General features: G+C 65.2%; 15 protein-coding genes. 8 read left to right on the top strand and 7 right to left on the bottom strand.

What is annotated here, in order from left to right; genetic code table 11:
* Nucleotides 1-12 precede the first annotated feature (12 nt).
* From E6K76_05295 to dnaA, 7 genes are all read right to left on the bottom strand, one after another.
* Nucleotides 13-666, bottom strand: a complete 654-nt coding sequence (locus E6K76_05295) for a redox-sensing transcriptional repressor Rex (GenBank protein ID TMQ59262.1) — start codon at nt 664-666, stop codon at nt 13-15.
* Entirely contained in the window at nt 667-3,105 is a 2,439-nt protein-coding gene (gene gyrA / locus E6K76_05290; protein ID TMQ59261.1) for a DNA gyrase subunit A, read from the bottom strand.
* Nucleotides 3,106-3,152: 47 nt separating this feature from the next.
* A complete protein-coding gene (gene gyrB / locus E6K76_05285; GenBank protein TMQ59293.1) occupies nt 3,153-5,066 on the bottom strand; it encodes a DNA topoisomerase (ATP-hydrolyzing) subunit B in 1,914 nt (637 codons plus the stop codon).
* 26 nt (nt 5,067-5,092) lie between these two features.
* Entirely contained in the window at nt 5,093-5,605 is a 513-nt protein-coding gene (locus tag E6K76_05280; GenBank protein TMQ59260.1) for a DUF721 domain-containing protein, read from the bottom strand.
* Nucleotides 5,449-6,558 carry a DNA replication and repair protein RecF gene (recF, locus tag E6K76_05275; protein TMQ59259.1) on the bottom strand — a complete coding sequence of 370 codons (1,110 nt, stop codon included), beginning with the start codon at nt 6,556-6,558 and terminating at the stop codon, nt 5,449-5,451. The genes E6K76_05280 and recF overlap by 157 nt, the downstream gene beginning before the upstream one ends.
* Before the next feature lie 10 nt (nt 6,559-6,568).
* Nucleotides 6,569-7,726: a DNA polymerase III subunit beta gene (dnaN, locus tag E6K76_05270; GenBank protein TMQ59258.1), complete on the bottom strand. Its 1,158-nt coding sequence runs from the start codon at nt 7,724-7,726 to the stop codon at nt 6,569-6,571.
* Between the two features lie 416 nt (nt 7,727-8,142).
* Entirely contained in the window at nt 8,143-9,468 is a 1,326-nt protein-coding gene (dnaA, locus tag E6K76_05265) for a chromosomal replication initiator protein DnaA (protein TMQ59292.1), read from the bottom strand.
* Nucleotides 9,469-9,875: 407 nt separating this feature from the next.
* On the opposite strand from dnaA, the gene E6K76_05260 reads away from it, so the two are divergent.
* From E6K76_05260 to rsmG, 8 genes are read left to right on the top strand one after another with little or no spacing between them, the layout of a single operon-like run.
* Complete coding sequence (locus E6K76_05260; protein TMQ59257.1) at nt 9,876-10,010, top strand: 50S ribosomal protein L34; 135 nt, start codon at nt 9,876-9,878, stop codon at nt 10,008-10,010.
* 25 nt (nt 10,011-10,035) lie between these two features.
* Nucleotides 10,036-10,383: a ribonuclease P protein component gene (gene rnpA, locus E6K76_05255; protein TMQ59256.1), complete on the top strand. Its 348-nt coding sequence runs from the start codon at nt 10,036-10,038 to the stop codon at nt 10,381-10,383.
* Nucleotides 10,380-10,625 (top strand): membrane protein insertion efficiency factor YidD, encoded by a 246-nt coding sequence (yidD, locus tag E6K76_05250; GenBank protein ID TMQ59255.1) that lies wholly within the window; start codon nt 10,380-10,382, stop codon nt 10,623-10,625. Before rnpA ends, yidD begins: the two co-directional genes overlap by 4 nt.
* An 18-nt stretch (nt 10,626-10,643) precedes the next feature.
* Nucleotides 10,644-12,356, top strand: a complete 1,713-nt coding sequence (locus E6K76_05245; protein ID TMQ59254.1) for a membrane protein insertase YidC — start codon at nt 10,644-10,646, stop codon at nt 12,354-12,356.
* Between the two features lie 30 nt (nt 12,357-12,386).
* On the top strand, nt 12,387-13,199 hold the full coding sequence (locus E6K76_05240; GenBank protein ID TMQ59253.1) for a hypothetical protein: 813 nt from the start codon (nt 12,387-12,389) through the stop codon (nt 13,197-13,199).
* 18 nt (nt 13,200-13,217) lie between these two features.
* Nucleotides 13,218-14,648, top strand: a complete 1,431-nt coding sequence (gene mnmE / locus E6K76_05235) for a tRNA uridine-5-carboxymethylaminomethyl(34) synthesis GTPase MnmE (protein ID TMQ59252.1) — start codon at nt 13,218-13,220, stop codon at nt 14,646-14,648.
* Nucleotides 14,645-16,558, top strand: coding sequence for a tRNA uridine-5-carboxymethylaminomethyl(34) synthesis enzyme MnmG (gene mnmG, locus E6K76_05230; GenBank protein ID TMQ59251.1), 1,914 nt, complete (start codon nt 14,645-14,647; stop codon nt 16,556-16,558). Before mnmE ends, mnmG begins: the two co-directional genes overlap by 4 nt.
* Nucleotides 16,509-17,246: a 16S rRNA (guanine(527)-N(7))-methyltransferase RsmG gene (gene rsmG, locus E6K76_05225; protein TMQ59250.1), complete on the top strand. Its 738-nt coding sequence runs from the start codon at nt 16,509-16,511 to the stop codon at nt 17,244-17,246. Before mnmG ends, rsmG begins: the two co-directional genes overlap by 50 nt.
* Nucleotides 17,247-18,314: the final 1,068 nt, after the last annotated feature.

Here is an 18,314-nt window from a genome sequence, read left to right as displayed (position 1 = left end):
CGAGGGCGCGCTTCAGCGGCGCGCCCGGCGCGCGGGCCGGGCGAGAAGGGCTTTGATCGAGAACGAAAGGCTTTCGAGCTCGACCGCGAGGTTCACGTTTCTCAAGGCGACCCGGGGGGGCACGAAGAGCTTCCGATGGGCGAAGTTCAGGATGCCACGCATTCCCGCATGGACCATCCGGTCGGCGACCGCTTGAGCCGCGCGCGCGGGAACGGCGATCACCCCGATCTCGAGCCCCAGTCGCTCGGTCTCCTGTTGCAGAGACTCGACGTTGAGGATGTGAAGGTCGCGCCACCGCTGGCCCACCCGGTCGGGGCTCACATCGAAGACGGCGGCAAAATCGAATCCCTGCCGACGGAATTCCTTGTACGAGAAGAGAGCCGAGCCGATGTTCCCGGCGCCGACCAGGGCCACCTTCCATCGCCGGTTCAAGCCCAGGATGAGTCGAATCTCCTTCCTCAGCCGCGCGACGTTATAGCCGAGCCCGCGCTTTCCGAAGTTGCCGAAGTAGGAGAGATCTTTGCGGACCTGCGCGGACGTGACGCCGCTCAGATGGGCGAGCCCCTGCGAGGAAATTGTCTTGACGCCTTCCAGCTCGAGCTCCTCCAAGACCCGGTAGTAATCGGAGAGCCTCCGAACCGTGGAGGTCGAGATCCTCGGATCCAGCTACACCTCCTCTCCCTCGTCCTTCTCCTCCACCTTGGCGACGTCGATCAGCTGGTCCCCCGCCTCCAAGTTGATGAGCCGGACTCCCTGGGTGTTGCGTCCGATCTCGGATATCTCGGAGACCTTCGTGCGGATGACGATCCCGCCGCGCGTGATGAGCATGACCTGGTCGGTCGGGATCACCTCCAGGGCCGCCACGACCCTCCCGTTGCGCTCGGTCGCCTGGATGGAGATGATCCCCTTCCCGCCGCGCCCCGTGATCCGGTAGTCGGAAATCGGTGAGCGCTTGCCGTAGCCGTTCTCGGTCGCCACGAGGAGCGCGGCTTCCCGCTTCACCGCGATCATGCCGACCACCGCGTCGTCCTCCTCGAGCGTGACCCCACGCACTCCGTAGGCGGTGCGTCCCATCGGCCGAACGTCCTGCTCGTTGAAGCGGATCGCCTTGCCGTTTCTCTTTTGAAGAATGATGTCCTGGGAGCCGTCCGTGAGGACCGCGTCGATGAGAGAATCCTCCGATTCCACGCCGATCGCCACGATGCCGCCGCGCCGCGGATTCGAGTAGGCGGAGAGAGGCGTCTTTTTCACGGTCCCCCTCGCCGTGCACATCATGATGAAGTGGGTGTCCTGGAACTCCTTGACCGGGAGCACGGAGGCGACCCGCTCCTGCTGCGACATCTCGACCATGTTGACGATCGCCTTGCCCTTCGCGGTGCGCCCCCCCTGCGGAACCTCGTGAACCTTGAGCCAGTAGACGCGCCCGCGGTCTGTGAACACGAGGATGTAGCTGTGGGTCGAGGCGATGAACAGGTGCTCAATGAAATCCTCTTCGCGGGTCCCCGCACCCGTGACGCCGCGCCCGCCGCGGCGCTGGCTTCGGTACGTGGTCACCGGAAGGCGCTTGATATACCCCGCGTGGGAGATCGTGATCACCATGTCCTCTTCGGCGATCAGGTCCTCCGCCTCGAACTCCCCGGAGCCCGCGACGATCTCGGTCCGGCGCTCGTCTCCAAACCGCTCCCGCACCGCCGCCAGCTCGTCCTTGATGATCTGCAGGACCTTCGCCGGCGATTCGAGGATCGCCTTCAACTGGTCGATGAGCTGGATCACTTCGAGGTACTCGTCCTCGACCTTCTGCCGCTCGAGGCCCGTGAGCCTGGACAGCCGCATCTCGAGGATCGCATTCGCCTGGACCTCGCTCAGCCCGAAGCGGCTCATGAGCCCGGTCCGGGCGCCGTCGGTGTCCGCTGCCGCGCGGATCAGGGCCACGATCTCGTCGATGTGGTCGAGGGCGATCTTCAGCCCTTCGAGGATATGCGCGCGCCGTTCCGCCTCCGCGAGATCGAACCGCGTGCGCCGGACCACGACGTCCCGGCGGTGCGCGATGTAGTGCTCGATCATCTCCTTGAGGGTCAGCGTGAGCGGCCGGTTGCCGACGAGGGCGAGCATGTTGGCGCCGAACGTCGTCTGCATCTGGGTGTGCTTGAAGAGCTGGTTCAGGACGACCTTGGGCTGCGCGTCGCGTTTCAACTCGATCACGATCCGCATGCCCTCGCGATCGGACTCGTCGCGAAGATCGGAGATCCCGTCGAGCGGGCCATCCTTGACCAGGTCCGCGATTTTCTCGAGGAGGGCCGCCTTGCTCACCATGTAGGGAATCTCGCTGACGATGATCGCCTCGCGGTCTTTCTTGATCTCCTCGATCGTGGCGCGGGACCTCACGGTGATATGGCCCCGACCGGTGCGGTAGCAATCCTGGACCCCCTGCCGGCCGTAGATCACGCCGCCGGTCGGAAAATCGGGCCCCTGCACCAACGACAGGAGCTCGTCCACCTCGCAGTCGGGATGATCGATGACGTGGTGAATCGCATCCACGATTTCCCGGAGATTGTGCGGCGGCACGTTCGTCGCCATGCCCACCGCGATGCCGGCCGAGCCGTTGACGAGGAGGTTCGGCACCCCGGCCGGAAGCACCACCGGCTCCTCGCGCGACTCGTCGTAGTTCGGCCGCATGCCGACCGTGTCGCGCTCGATGTCGCGGAGCATCTCCTCCGCGAACTCGGTGAGCCGTGCCTCGGTGTATCGCTCGGCCGCCGGGGCGTCACCGTCGACGGAACCGAAGTTTCCCTGCCCGTCCACGAGCGGGTAGCGCATCGAGAAGGTCTGCGCCATGCGAACCATGGTCTCGTAAACGGCCGCGGTCCCATGTGGGTGGTAGTTCCCCGTGACGTCGCCGGTGATCTTGGCGGATTTCCGGAACGGGCGGTCGTGGAGCAGATTCAGCTCGCGCATCGCCACCAGAATCCGCCTGTGGACGGGCTTCAGGCCGTCCCGGACGTCGGGAAGGGCGCGCGAGATGATGACCGACATCGAATAGTCGATGTAGGAGTTCCGCATCTCGTCTTCGACGTAGATCGGAACGACTTTCTCACGCGTGGCCATGGATCAAAATCTCCTTCAAGGTTCGGCCGACGACGACGGACGCGGCCTTAGATATCCAGATTCCGGACGCTGTCGGCGTACTCCTCGATGAATTTGCGGCGCGGCTCCACCTGATCTCCCATCAGCACCGTGAACATCCGCTCTGCCTCGGGCAAGTCCTCGAGCTTGACCTGGAGCATGGACCGCGTTTGGGGATCCATGGTCGTGGCCCAGAGCTGGTCGGGATTCATCTCGCCCAATCCCTTGTAGCGCTGAAGCGTGATTCCCTTCCGACCCAGCTCCTCGTACGCATGGTCGCGCTCTGTCTCGTCGTAGGCGTAGCGGACCGTCTTCCCCTTCTGCACACGATAGAGCGGCGGCATGGCGATATAGATATAGCCGCGCTCGATCAAGGGCTTCATGTGCCTGAAGAAGAAGGTGAGGAGGAGGGTGCGAATATGCGCCCCGTCCACGTCCGCGTCGGTCATGATGATGATCCGGTGATAGCGCGCTTTGTCGGCGTCGAAGTCCTCGGCAATCCCCGTTCCGATCGCGGTGATGAGGGTCCGGATTTCCTCGTTGGAGAGCATCTTGTCGAGCGAGGCTTTCTCCACGTTCAGGATCTTCCCCTTGAGGGGGAGGATCGCCTGGTTCTTCCGGTCTCGGCCCATCTTGGCCGACCCACCGGCCGAGTCCCCCTCCACGAGGTAGATCTCGCACAGCGCGGGATCCGTGAGCTGGCAATCGGCCAGCTTCCCCGGCAGCGAGCCGGAGTCCAGGATGCTCTTCCGGCGCGCCAGGTCGCGCGCCTTCCGGGCCGCCTCGCGCGCCCGGGCGGTCGAGATACATTTCTCGACGATCTTCCGGGCGACCTGGGGATTCTCCTCGAAATAGTTCCGGAGCCCCTCGCCGACGACCGACTCGACTATCCCCTTCGCCTCGGTGTTGCCGAGCTTGGCCTTGGTCTGACCCTCAAACTGCGGATCCGGCAGCTTCACGCTCACGACCGCGGTCAGCCCCTCGCGCACGTCCTCGCCGCCCAGCGTGACTTCCTTCAGCGATTTCAGGAGCCCCTCGCGCTCGGCGTAGTTGTTGATGGTGCGCGTGAGGGCCGCGCGGAATCCGATCAGATGGGTGCCCCCCTCGACGGTGTTGATGTTGTTCACGAAGGAGAACACATTCTCCACGTAGCCGTCGTTGTACTGGACGGCGAACTCGACCGTCGCCCGGTCCCGGTCCTTCGTGTGATAGATCGGGGCGGGATGGAGCACGGTCTTGTTTTCATTCAGGTATTTCACGAAGGAGGAGATGCCTCCCTCGTACTGGAAATCGTGTTTCTTCCCGGTCCGTTCATCCAGGAAGGTGATCCGGATGCCCTTGTTCAAGAACGCGAGCTCGCGGAGCCGCTGCGAAAGGGTGTCGAAGCTGTAGTCCACCGTCTCGAAAACGGTGGGGTCCGGCTTCCAGTGGACGGTCGTCCCCGCCTCGCCCGTTTCCCCCAGCACCCGGAGATCGGACTTGACCTCGCCCCGCTCGTAGCGCTGCTGATACCGCTTCCCGTCGCGGCGCACCTCGACCTCGAGCCACTCGGAGAGCGCGTTCACGACCGACACGCCCACCCCGTGGAGGCCGCCGGACACTTTGTAGGAGTTCTCGTCGAACTTCCCGCCGGCGTGGAGCGTCGTCATCACGACCTCGACCGCCGGCCTGTTCTGGGTGGGGTGCGTATCCACGGGAATCCCACGGCCGTTGTCGACAACCGTCACGCTCGAGTCCGCGTGGATCGCGACGCCCACCTCGGTGCAATATCCCGCGAGCGCTTCGTCGACGGAGTTGTCCACCACCTCGAAGACGAGGTGATGGAGCCCGCTCTGGCCGGTGGAGCCGATATACATCGCGGGACGCTTCCGCACCCCTTCCAGACCTTTCAGGACCTGGATGTTTCGGGCGTCGTACGAATGTCCCTCTGGGGTCGGCGTCAACGTGGCCGCTTCCTCGCGAGGTCCTGTCACCGCGTACGTTCCTCCTTGGATCTCATGGGTACGAATCGTATGGCGCGCAACCGTCCCGAGGCTGGGAGCGTCCGGTTCATCTGATCCAGGATGCCCTGCCTCAACACGGCGAGGTGCCCCATCCAGACCGCGCCTTGCACCTCAACCAAAAGCTCCCGGTCGCGCACACCGACGCAGCGTGTCCGCGCGAGCACTTCGGGGCCGACGGCCAGAGCCCAGCAATCGGTCGCCTCCGCCGCGGCGAACCGCGTCTCGAGCTTGAGCGCCTGGAGCACCTGTTCGAGAACCTCGGCCACCGGCTGGAACCCCGGCGCCTCCCCGTGCGATTCCCCGGTTCGTCGCAAGGGGCGCCTCACGGGGCGCTCCACGCAAGGGCGGCCAGGTCGATCGGCAGCCGGCGGAACCGCGCCGGCGTCTCCGAAAGCTCTCGGCACGCCGTCACGAGCACCTGGCTCGACTCCGGAACGAGCTTCAGGACCCGGCCGATCCAGCGAGGATCCAACTCCGATTCGGGGTCATCGAGGAGAACCACCGGCGGGTCGTTCTGCCGTTCCTCAAACACCCGCGCGAGCGCGAGCCTCAGGAGAATCGAGTAGAGCCTCGAATACCCGCGGGAGGCGCCCTCCGCAAGCTCCTCTCCTCCTATGCCACAGGAAAGGCGCGCCCGGTGCGGACCGTGCATCGTCCAGCCCATTCTCCGATCGCGGGAGCGGGCTCGTTCGAGATCCTCGAACCGGGACGTCACTTCTTCTTCCTCCGAAGCCCCGGAATCCGCGAATCCGTCCCGATACTCCAGCGTGGGATCGAGCGCCTTGTCCACCTGCTTGGACAGCTCCCGCAGATTGCGGTCCATTTCCGCGCAAAGCGTCCGGCGGCGGCGATCGAGTGCCACGCCGGCCCGGGCAAGGATCTCTTCCCAGGCCGACCATTCGCCGGGATCCGCGGAGGGCCCGTGCCGGTCCGCGAGCAAGAGGCGATTTCGCTGCTTGAGCGCCGCCGTGTACTCGCGGAGCGCTCCCACGTAAGCCGACTCGAGCTGGCAGAGGGCCACGTCCAGGAAGCGCCGGCGGGAGGCCGGCCCGCCGTTCAAGACCGCCACATCCTCGACCGAGAAGTGGACGGTGCAGAATCGTCCCAGCAGGTCCGTGATCCGGTCGAGGGGCGAGCCGTCCACGAATACTTCCTTCGGTCCCGTCCCGCCGCGCGTGACGATCTCGCTCGTGACCCCGAGCCTGCTTTCTACCCGACCGCGGACCTCGAAGAGATCCGCGCCTCGCCGCGCCATGGCGGGATCCCGCGCGCCGCGGAACGATCTTCCGATCGAGAGCAGCACGACCGCCTCGATCAGGTTCGTTTTCCCTGATGCGTTTTCGCCCGTGACCAGCGCGGAATCCCCGCACAGGTCGAACCTGGCCTCTCTGTGGTTCCGGAATTCGCGAAGCTCGATGGATTGAAGTCGCACGCGTTCCGGGTCAGCTCGCCAGGCGGAGGGGCATCACGAGACAGAGGAGATCTTCCTTCGCGGAGCTCCCCTTGTCCCCTAGGGCAGCGGGCGCGATGAGACCTGCCGTCACCGGCGTATTGAGACGAATGTCGACCTCTTCGCTGTCCACCGTGCGGAGAATGTCGAGCAAGTAGGCGGCGTTGTACCCGATGTCGAGATCGTCCGAGCCGTACTGGGCGTCGAGCTCCTCGGTCGCTTCTCCCTGGTCGGGGGTCTGCACGATCAGCGTTAGGCGGTTCGGGCGAAGGGAGAGCTTCACCTGGCGCGTGAGGCTGTCCGAGAACACCGAGACCCGCTCGAGCGCCTGGGCGAAATTCTCCCGCTTCACTCTTAGATGTTTGTTGTTCTGCTTCGGAAGCACCTGCTCGTAATTCGGGAATGGCCCTTCGATCAGCTTCGTCGTGAGCGTTGTGTCCCCGATCGCAAATCGCGCGTGATTTTTGGAGATGCCGATCTGAACGGGCTGGGCGGCCCCCGAGAGCAGACGCAGGACCTGATTCAAGGCCTTGAGGGGCACGATCACATCCCCTTTGGGGGGTGTGGGAATGCCACCCGGGGGCTTGCAGGAAGCCTTGGAGAGGCGGTGCCCGTCGGTGGCGACGATCCTCAGCTCGCCGTCGCGGATCTGGAAGAGCGAGCCGTTCAACGCCGGACGGGTCTCGTCCGTCGAGACGGAGTAGATCGTGCGCCGGATCAGCCGCTCCAGGAGATCCGCATCCAGCGATGCCTCCACGTCCGGAGTGACCGTCGGGATCGCGGGAAATTCCTCGGGGCGGATGCAGAGGAATTTGTACCGGCCGCCTTTGCTTTCCACATTCAGCGTCAGATCCTTCGCTTCGATCTTAAGCTCTTCCTTGGGGAGCTTTCGCACCAGCTCGAAGAGCTTCTTCGCGGGCACGGTCAGCGTGCCCACGTCTTTGACACTGGCGCGCGCGCGCGTTGAGATCGCGAGATCCAGATCGGTCGCACGCATCTCGATCCGGTCCTCGGATGCTTCGAGAAGAATGTTGGACAAGACCGGGAGTGTCGTCCGCGTCGGAACGGCGCTGGAAACCACTTGCAAAGCGTCGAGCAACTCGGTCTGCGCGATCGAGAATTTCATAGCCACTTCCTGGGCAGTGATCATCTCCGTTAATCCTTTACTGGCTTAGGGTTTGCAGTCGGTCTGGGAGAGGGTCTCGAGTCTCAAAAAAGTATAGTTGGAGAGGTGTATTTTCACAATAGGAAAGCCCTCCGGTTTTGGGTCTTCTCGTGTCCGGCTACAAAGATCAGGTTCCTTGAATAGAAGCCGTAGTAATAGGGCCTGTGGATTGTGCGGATAAGTGCGACAAGAGATGAGTTAATTTGTTGTGCGGCAAATAAATACAACCAAACCTACGCGCCTGATGGGGTGTGGCTTGCTGTGGATAAGCCCTGAGTTGTGCGCCATCCGCGGCGCGGCCGGCGATTCTCCGGAATTATCCACGGTCCGTCCACCGGCGTTCCAGCTCGAATCCACAAACGCGAGACCATCGGCGCGGTCGTGAAGTCCGGGCTCGAGGTCTAGGTGCTGAGGCTCGCCATGAGATCCTCGACGACGGTCCTGAGCTCGCGGTCGGTCGTCATCAGACCTTCGATCTTATTGCAGGCGTGAAGCACGGTGGAATGATCGCGGCCGCCGAATTTGGCGCCGATTTCCTGAAAGGAGAGATCGGTGATCGCGCGGGCGATGTACATGCCCACTTGACGTGGGAAGGCGATGACGTCGGTGCGGCGCTTGCCGCGAATCGATTCTTCCGTGACGTTGAAATGCCTCGCGACGAGCCTTTGGATATCGGAGATGTCGATTCGGGCGAGATCGGGCTTGATCTGGTCGCGCAACACCTCCTGCGCGAATTCGATCGTCAGCTCGTGACTCATCAGGTCCGAGAACGCGAGGAGGCGCGACAGCGATCCCTCCAGGTCGCGGATGTTGCTCTTGATGTTGCTCGCGAGGAGGAGAGCGATCTCGTTCGGTATGTTCCTGCCCTGAAGCTCCGCCTTCTTCTTCACGATCGCCACGCGCGTTTCGAGATCGGGCGCCTGAAGATCGGCGACCACGCCCCAGGTGAACCGCGAGACGAGGCGCTCCTCGATCGCCGTCATCGCATTCGGCGGGCCGTCGCTCGTGAGGACGATCTGCTTATGCGCGTCGTGGAGCGTGTTGAATGTATGAAAAAACTCCTCCTGCGTGCTCTCTTTCCCAGCGAGGAACTGGATGTCGTCGATGAGGAGAACGTCGGCCGTGCGGTAGCGGCTCTTGAACTCGAGCGTGGTGGCGTGCTGGATCGAGTAGATCATCTCGTTCATGAACTTTTCGGCGCTCACGAAAAAGACCCGGGCCTGGGGGCGGGTGGCGCGCACCTGATGCCCGATCGCGTGCATGAGGTGGGTCTTACCGAGCCCGACCCCGCCGTAGAGAAAGAGCGGGTTGTAGCGTTCCCCCGGGCTCTGGGCGACCGCCTGCGCCACCGCGTGGGCGAATTGGTTTCCGCTGCCGACGATGAAGGTTTCGAACGTGTTATGCGGGCTTAGGTAACACTCGATCCTGCCGGGTAGGGGCCCGCGCGGGCGTTCCTCGAAAACCGGGGCTTCCGTGGATCGGACGTGAAAGGAAAGCGCGAGCGGACGCCCCGCGGTCGCGGCGAGCGAGGACTCGATGAGGCTGCGGTAATGGTGGTCCAGCCAGTCGACGTAGAACTGGCTCGGCACTTCCAGAACCAACGCGGAGCCGTCGAACTCGAGGGGACCGAGAGAGCGAAACCACGTTTCAAACGTTTGGCTTGAGATGTGGGATTGAATTTTTTCGAGCGCGCCCTGCCAGATGTCTCCGGCCACCGTTGTCTCCATCGTCATCATGTCATCCCCATCCACACACAGGGTGTCCACAGCTTGTCCACATATTTATCCACAAAAGAATCGGGGCGTAACGGGCGAGGCTCGTGTCCGTTACGCCCCGATAAAGGGAACTCAGCTTGAATAATACTCACAACTCTTAGGTCCGGGTGAAGGGGCGCGCCGCCTTCGCGCGGGGGAAGCCCGGTGGTGAGGACCCGGAGCGCGACAGAAGCATTCACGCCCTCGGCCTTCGCGTCGCGCAGAGTACGCCCGCGGTTTCGAGGCGCGCAACGAAAATTTTTGCGAGAGGGTATCGGCTGCGATCGCTGGGCTTTCGCATTTGACCGATCAGGAGTGTTTCGTTACACTCCGGCGCTCGTGTTCAGTCCATCCCATTCCCAACGTCAGAGGCAATCAGCGTGAAGCGCACGTTTCAGCCCCACAATCGCCGCCGAAAGAAGGTGCACGGCTTTCGCGAGCGCATGAGCACGCGAGGCGGCCGCGCCGTTCTGAAGCGCCGCCGTGATCGAGGCCGCAAACGCCTCACGGTATAGCGTCGCCCCAAGGCTCGAGGCCAGGATGCCCGGCGCGGTTCGACCGCGCGATCGCCGCCTGCACCAAGGCTGGCAATTCCGCGAAGTGTATCAGTCAGGGAAGTCGATTCACGGCAGCTTGATGACACTGGTGAGCATGCCGCGGTGCCCGGACCACGGCCGGGCTGCCTTCGTGGCGGGCCGCAGGGTCGGCCCCGCCGTCCGGAGGAATCGCGCGAAGCGGCTCCTCAGGGAGGCGTTCCGAAAGGTTTCCCCTCACGTGCGCGACCGGGCTGTCTGGCGGATCTGGATCGCACGGAGCGCCTGCTCGATCGCGACCCTCGAAGAGGTCTCGGGGGAGATGGGCGATCTTCTGAGGCGGGAGCCCGCGTGAGCGTCTCGGCGCGGAGGAGGACGTCCTTCGGGCTCCGACGCCTCTTGTTGTGCCTGATCCGCTTCTACCGCGTGGCGATCTCACCCTCCTTGCCGCGCTCGTGCCGTTTCGAGCCGAGTTGCTCCGGATATGCCGAAGAAGCGATTGCCCGGCGCCCGCTGCGGACCGCGCTCTGGCTGATCGTGCGCCGCGTCCTTCGCTGCCATCCGTTTCATCCCGGAGGTTACGACCCGGTCCCTTGAGCGGATCGCGGCCATGCCATGGATCGTAAAGTCCTCCTTGCGATGGTCATGATCATGATGGTCCTGCTTCTGGACCAAGTGATCTCACCCAAGTTCTACCGCCCGCGACAAAAACCGGTCCCTTCCCAAGGGACCCGCGCGCCGGGGCAGCCCGCCCCGTCGGGCCCCGGGCCCCAAGGGACCACGCAGCCGTCCGCTCCGGCGGGAGGCGGGGCCGGCGTCTCCACCGGTGCCTCCTCGAGCGGGGCTTCCGGGGGCGCTGCCACGGCCATCCTGTCCACGGGAACCGTCCTGAGGAGCGCCAGGGTCGAACCGGCGCCGATCCAGACCCGCGAGCTGAGGACCGAGCATTTCAGGGTCGAGTTCACGAGCGAAGGGGGCTCCATCTCCCACTGGATTCTGGACCCCTTCAAAGACCAAGTCCGGAACGCGCCCTTGGACCTCGTGCCGCCCAGCGCTCGCGCGCTCCAAGTCATCGTGGAGGCCGGCGCGGACGCGATGGATTTCTCGAACGCTCCCTTTCGGCTCGCCCAAGACGACCCGCTCGGCGGCGCGCTGACCTTCGATGCGATCGACTCGAGCGGCATCCGCGTCTCGAAGAGCTATCGGCTGGGCCGGGACCGGCGGCTCCTCGAGAGCGACATCCGGGTTTCGGCGCCGCCCGAGCTGGGGCCCGTCCGGTACCGCATCGGGTGGGGGACACCCCTTCCGATCACGGAGACTTCCGCCAAGCACGACCAGCTGCAGGCCGTGGCTCTCCTCGGCACGAAGCTCGAGAGCGTGCCCTCGGGGAAGCTTGGTCCCAACGGAGAGCGGATCGTCCCCCCGGGAAACGTCCGTTGGGTGGCGAGCCGCAGCAAGTATTTCATCGCCGCGGTCATCCCCGACTCGGGAACCGTATCCGACGTCGTCTTCCGCGGCGCGGGATTGGGCCTCGTGACAGCATGGTTCGTCGGAGCGGCTCCTCCGGGGGCCGAGGTCGTGCGCCACACGCGCATCTACGCGGGGCCCATCCACTACGAGACGCTGGCGGCGGTTGGCTCCGGCTTGGACGAAGTCGCCAACCTGGGCTGGAAGTGGATGCGCGGCATCAGCGTGCTCATGCTCACGTGCCTGAACCTGCTCTACAAGGTGATCCCCAACTACGGAATCGTGATCATCATCCTGGCCGCAGGGACCAAGTTTCTCTTCTACCCGCTCACGCAATCCAGTCTGCGCTCGATGAAGGTCATGCACCACCTCCAGCCCCAGATCAAAGAGCTTCAGGAGCGGTACAAGGGCGATCCGATGAAGCTGAACCAAGCGATGATGGCTCTCTACAAGGAAAACAAGGTCAACCCGATGAGCGGATGCCTGCCCATGCTCTTGCAAGTGCCCGTCTTCATCGCGCTCTACAACGTGCTCCTCTTCTCGGTGGAGCTTCGGGCCTCGGGGTTCGTCGGCTACATTCGAGATCTCTCGGCGCCCGACGTGTTGGCCAGGGTCGGCGGCTTCCCGATCCATCTCATGCCCATCATCATGACGGCCAGCACGTATCTGCTGCAGGCCCAGACGCCTGTCGCCCCGGCCCAGAAGGGCATGATGTATGTGATGCCTCTCTTCATGCTCTTCTTCATGTATACTTTTCCGTCCGGAGTAATCTTGTACTGGACCGTGAACAATCTTCTGTCGGCCCTGCAGCAGTATCTGGTCAATCTGGCCGAAGACCGCAAGCTCGCCGCGCAGGGCTGAGGCGGCCGGCGCGCGAACCACCGAGCGAACATGGGCGATTCGATACAGGTCGAAGCTGCGAGTTACGGAGACGCGGTGCATCAGGCGGCCGACCGGCTGGGCATCAGTCCCAAGGATCTCGCGATCGAGGTTCTCGATCCGGGCCGCTCGGCCAATTCCTTGGGCGGATTTCGCCCGGTGAAGGTACGCGCCTGGCGTCGCGATCCCGCCTCGTCTCCCGACGGGGGCCGGATTCCCGCCGGCGCGGTCCGACGTCAGGCGTCCGCCGTGGGGGAGGAGGCTCATCGCGGCGGCCGGCGCGGCGCGCCCGCCGAGACGTACGGCCCGCCGCCCCCCCCGCTCGACCCTTCGAAAATCACACCCGAGCTCGTCGAAGCGGTGCGCTCGATCACCGCGGGGATCGTCGAGCAGATGGGCTTCCCGTCCACGGTGAGCGCCGAACGTACGCGCGATGGAATCCGGGTTGCGATCCAATCCGGAGAGAAGGACCAGTTCCTCATCGGCCGCGACGGCGAGACGCTCGCCGCGCTCCAGCATCTGGTCGCGCGGATGCTGCGGGCTCGCGCGCCCGAGGATGCGATTCCGCGCGTGGAGGTGGATGTCGCGGGATATCGCGATCGCCGCGTGGAAAGCCTTCGCGAGCTGGCCCGCACGCTCATCGAGGAAGTGGAGCAAACAGGCGCCGAGGCCTCGACGGAGCCCCTCTCCGCGATCGAGCGTCGCATCGTGCACCTGGAAGTGGCGGAGGTCGGCGGCTTCTCGAGCGTCAGCGTCGGGGATGGCCTTTTCAAGCGGGTCATCATCCGGCGTGAAGAAGAGAAGCGCGCCGGGTCGCGCGAGTAAGACGAGGCATGGCCGAAGGTGGAAAACGACACGATCGTGGCATTGGCCACGGCGCCCGGAGAGTCCGCCGTCGCGATCGTGCGGATGAGCGGCCCTTCGGCCCTCCCGATCGCGACACGCCGGTTCCGCGGCCGGCGCTCCCCGGAGTGTAGCGCCTCCCACCGAATTCTCCTCGGAAGCTTCCTGGACGTAGACCGCTCGCCGCTCGACACCGTCTTGCTCTCGATTTTCCGCGCTCCGCGCTCCTACACGGGTGAAGACGTGGTCGAGATCTCTTCCCACGGCGGGAACGTGATCCCGGGCGCGATCTTGGAATCTTTGATCGCGGAGGGTGCGCGTGCGGCGAGGCCGGGCGAATTCACGGAACGCGCGTTCCGGAACGGGAAGCTCGATCTCGCGCAGGCGGAAGCGGTCGCGGCGCTCGTCAAGGCGCGCTCCGAGCGCGCGGTCCGGGCGGCGGGGGCTGCATTGGGCGGGGCGCTGTCGCGGCGCGTGTCGGGTCTGGACCGCGATCTCGTGCGGCTGCTCGCGGAGATCGAGGCGCGGATCGATTTCCCGAGCGACGTGGACGAATCCCTCGATGGCCCGGCGCTCGCCGACCGGTGCGCCGGGCTCGCCGCGTCCTTTCGGGAGTGGCTCTCGCGCCTGCCGGCAGCCCGGCGGCGGGAGCAAGGCGTCCGCGTCGCTCTCCTGGGAAGACCGAACGTCGGAAAGTCGAGCCTCCTGAACGCGCTCGTCGGCTACGAGCGCGCGATCGTGAGCGAAATCCCCGGGACAACCCGCGACACGGTCGAAGAGTCGATTTGGCTGGAGGGGATCGAAGTGCGTTTGTGTGATGCCGCGGGCGTCCGTTCCTCCGCGGATCCCTTGGAACGGCTCGGGCTCGAACGCACGAACGACGCCGCCCGCCGCGCCGATCTGGCGGTTCTGGTGCTGGACCGGTCCGAGCCCAGCGCCGACGAAGATCGTGCCGCTATGAAGGTGGTCGCCGACCGCCCGCTCGTGGTCGCCTGGAACAAGGCGGACCTCGCCCGCGCCCATGCGGGCGGCGACGCCGGAGCGGCGGGGGCCGCCCGACCGGCTCGGGCCGCGCACGAGCGGGGATTCGAGATTCCCGAGGATCAGCTCCTCGCGGAGGTCGAGACGGTGGCCGTTCGTCCGGGCGGCGCGGAGCCGCTTCGCGACGCGCTTCGCGATTCGCTCCGGCGGATCTCGGGCGATGCCGCCGGCGAGGAGCTGCCGACGACGAGCGTCCGGCAGGAAACGCTGCTGCGCCGGGCCGCTGAGGCTCTGGAGCGGGGGGAGCGGGGGCTCAGGGAGGGCACCTCCTATGATTTGATCGCGGTCGACCTGACCGAAGCCCGCCACATGCTCGGTGAAATCGTAGGCCGCGGCGTCGATGAGGATGTGGTCGCGGCCATCTTCTCGCAGTTCTGCATCGGAAAATGAGCCGCTACCCCCTCGTGGTCGTGGGAGCCGGGCACGCGGGGTGCGAGGCCGCGTGCATCGCCGCCGCGATGGGCGTCGAGACGGCCCTCGTGACCATGAGCCTCGATGCGATCGCGCAAATGTCCTGCAATCCAGCGATCGGCGGGCTCGCGAAGGGACACCTCGTTCGGGAGATCGACGTGCTGGGCGGCATCATGGCGCGCATGGCCGACCGCGCCGGAATCCAATTCAAGATGCTGAATCGGGCCCGAGGTCCGGCCGTCTGGTCGCCGCGCGCGCAGGAAGACAAAGCGCTCTACCGTGCGATCGTGCGCGAACACTTGCAGCACACCCCGGGCGTGTCCCTGATCCAGGCCCAGGTCGTCGCCTTCCTCGCGGCCGGGGATCGGATTCAGGGGGTCGCGCTCCAAGACGGCGGCGTGATCGAGGCGGAGGCGGTGATCGTGACCCCGGGGACCTTCATGAACGGGCTCATGCACATCGGCGAGCGCACGATGGCCGGCGGCCGCGTCGGCGAAGCCCCGTCCCGCGGGCTTTCCGAGTGCCTCGCCGAGCTGGGTTTTCGCGTGCTTCGGCTCAAGACCGGCACACCCCCTCGCATTCATCGCGATTCGATCGATTTTTCGAGGATGCTCGAGCAGCCCGGCGATGAGCCGCCGCGGCCCTTCTCCCATTTCACGAGGGCGCTCGGGACGAACCAGATCCTGTGCCACCTCACCCACACGACCGGGGAGACCCACGCGTTGATCCGGGCGAACCTTGGACGCTCGCCACTCTATACAGGGAAAATTCGCGGCATCGGCCCGCGCTATTGCCCGTCGATCGAAGACAAGGTCGTGCGCTTCGCCGACAAGCCCTCCCATCAGATCTTCATCGAGCCCGAGGGGCGCGAGACTCACGAGTACTACATCAATGGTTTGTCGACGAGCCTCCCGGAGGAGATCCAGCGCGAGATCCTGCGAACCGTTCCCGGGCTCGAATGTGCGGAGATGATCCGACCGGGTTACGCGGTCGAATACGATTTCCTTCCGCCGACGCAGCTCAAGCCGACTCTGGAGACGCGCGCGATTCGAGGGCTCTACCTCGCGGGTCAGATCAACGGCACCTCGGGCTACGAAGAGGCCGCGGCTCAGGGGCTATTCGCCGGGATCAATGCCGCGTCGAGGATCCAGGGCCGGCCCGAGTTTCGTCTGGGCAGAGAAGAAGCTTATCTCGGTGTGTTAATTGATGATCTAGTAACCAAAGGGACGGAGGAGCCTTATCGCATGTTCACGTCGAGCGCCGAGTATCGATTGCTGCTGCGCCAAGACAACGCGGCGGAGCGGCTGCTGCCGCGGGCACGCGAGCTGGGATCTCATGGCGCCGATGAGATCGCATTGCTCGAAGGGCGGGTCGCGGAACGCGAGCGCGCGACCGAGCGGCTCCGCACCATTCGCGTGACCCTGGGCGAAGAGAATCAGACGGATGGCGCCGCCGGTTCGACCCAGGCGCTCAAGAACGGCAGGACCCCTCGTGAGAATTGCGCCGAGCCGCCCTCGCTCGCGCAGCTGCTCAGCAGGGGCTCGTTGAGCCTCGATGCGGTTCTGGCTCGTAGTGAGCTTGCAGATTTCGCTCGCGACACAGTAGAGTCGGCGGCGATCGAGATTCGCTATGAGGGGTACATTCAGAGACAGCTGCGCGAGGTCGAGAGGGCCGCGCAATATGAAAGTTTGTACCTTGATGATTCCATCTGGGACGAGCCGCTTCGCGAGCTTTCGAACGAAGGACGCGAGAAGGTTCGAAAGCTTCGTCCAGGGACTGTCGCTCAGGCAGCCCGAATTCCCGGAGTTTCCCCGGCCGATGCCGCGGTCCTCGTAATTTATGCCGAACGGGAACGCCGCCGCGCACACATCCCTTCAACTACCGCGTGACCTCGAGCCGGACTTCGGCGAGTTCAGGGACCGCCTCTCGGAGCGAATTGCATCCGGCGCGCTGACGCCGGATGCCCTCCATCTCCTCGCCAGATTCGCGCAGCTGGTCTACACGCAGGTAGCCCAGCTCTCGCTCGTCGCCCGAGGTGATCGTACCGTGCTCTTCACCCGGCATATCCTCGACTCGCTGAATCCCATCGACCTTCAATCTCCGCCGCCATCGTCCGCGCTGGATATCGGCAGCGGCGGCGGGTTCCCAGGCATACCGCTCGCCATCGTCTGGCCTCGTACACGCTTCACGATCCTCGAATCGCGCGAGAAGAAGGCGGGATTCCTCGAGCGGGCGGGGCGCGAATTGGGGCTTCGAAACGTGACCGTCGCCTGCGGGCGGCTCGAAGAGTACGGGCGCAGCTGGACCGCCGAGCCCCACCAAAATGTCCTTATCAGGGCGCTGGGGGATCTGCCCGAGATCCTCCGTTCCTCGGAACGGGTGGCGAGCCCGAGCGCCCAGTGGATCTACTTCCTCGGAATGGACACCTCACCCGATCGACTCGTCTCGCGGCTCGGTGTGCTAGGGGGGTGGGCTGCCGTTCATGAGGGCGCGTTCGGGGGGAAGTTGCTTCGGGGATACTTCCCCCCCGGCCCACCCCAGGCGGCCAGCGGGGTAGACCAGCGCAGGCCAAGGTGACCCACGCATCATGGGGCGCGGGGCCCACAGGCCCCCGTCCGGCTCACGGGCCCCCGTCAGGGCATGTTTCACGTGAAACATGCCCATAATGGGCTCCAAGTACGTCGCTTAATCTTATCGGCCGCAGGAAAGTGGTGCTGACCTCCCAAACCGTGGGGCTTTGGCTAGGTGCCGGGGGTGGATTAGGCGCGTTCCGGGCCAATCTGGCTGGCGTGCTCGCTCGCCGGAGAGACGCCGCCCTGTCCTTGCCCGCGGCGGCCTCCGGCTTCGAGGTGTGACCCCCGGCCGCTGCGGCCCCCGGCTTCGCGAGGCGTGCCCCCGGGCGCTGCCCCCCATCGGGGCCTGGGCCTGGCCACCACCCCCCCCATCCAGACGTGACCCTGCCCGCCGCCTCCAACTTCGAGGCGTGCCCTGGCCGCTGCCCCCCCATCGGGGCCCGGGGCCTGGCCGAAGCGATCCCCGGCATCGAGACCTGCCTGGGTCGCCGCCCCAATCGAGGGGTGGCCCTCTCCGCCGCGGCCTCCCCATCGGGGCACCGACTGGTTCCTGCCCGCCGCGGTCCCCCAATTCGAGGCGTGCCCCTGGCCGCTGCCCCCCATCGGGGCCTGGGCCTGGCCGAAGCGATCCGCGGCATCGAGATCTGCCTGGGCCGCCGCCCCAATCGAGGGGTGGCCCTCTCCGTTGCGGCCTCCCCATCGGGGCACCGACCGGTTCCTGCCCGCAGCGGTCCCCCAATTCGAGGCGTGCCCCGGACCGCCGCTCCCCATCTGGGCCCCTCTGGCCGCCGCCCCCCGCATCGAGGCGTGCCCCTGGGCAGCCAACAATCCGCGACGCCCGGCAAGGGGCGATTCCCTGGAAGGACTGTGCGGCCCACCTCACGCGGAAGCCCCGCTAGAGCCGCTTTCCCTGCCTACCGGGGGATGAATTCGCCTATTTGCAGTGAGTTGCAGGTATGTTTCACGTGAAACATTTTGGGGATGGATTTTGAGTTTAGAAATCCCGTACACTGCCGCGACCCCGACAGGGATGTATAGCCCTGCGGCGCGGGCCACGCGCCGCTTTAGGCAA

The organism is Candidatus Eisenbacteria bacterium (genome assembly GCA_005893275.1).
Taxonomy (GTDB): Bacteria; Eisenbacteria; RBG-16-71-46; order SZUA-252; family SZUA-252; genus WS-7.
Note: the sequence above shows the minus strand (reverse complement) of the source record. Positions and strands in the feature narration are given on the sequence as shown.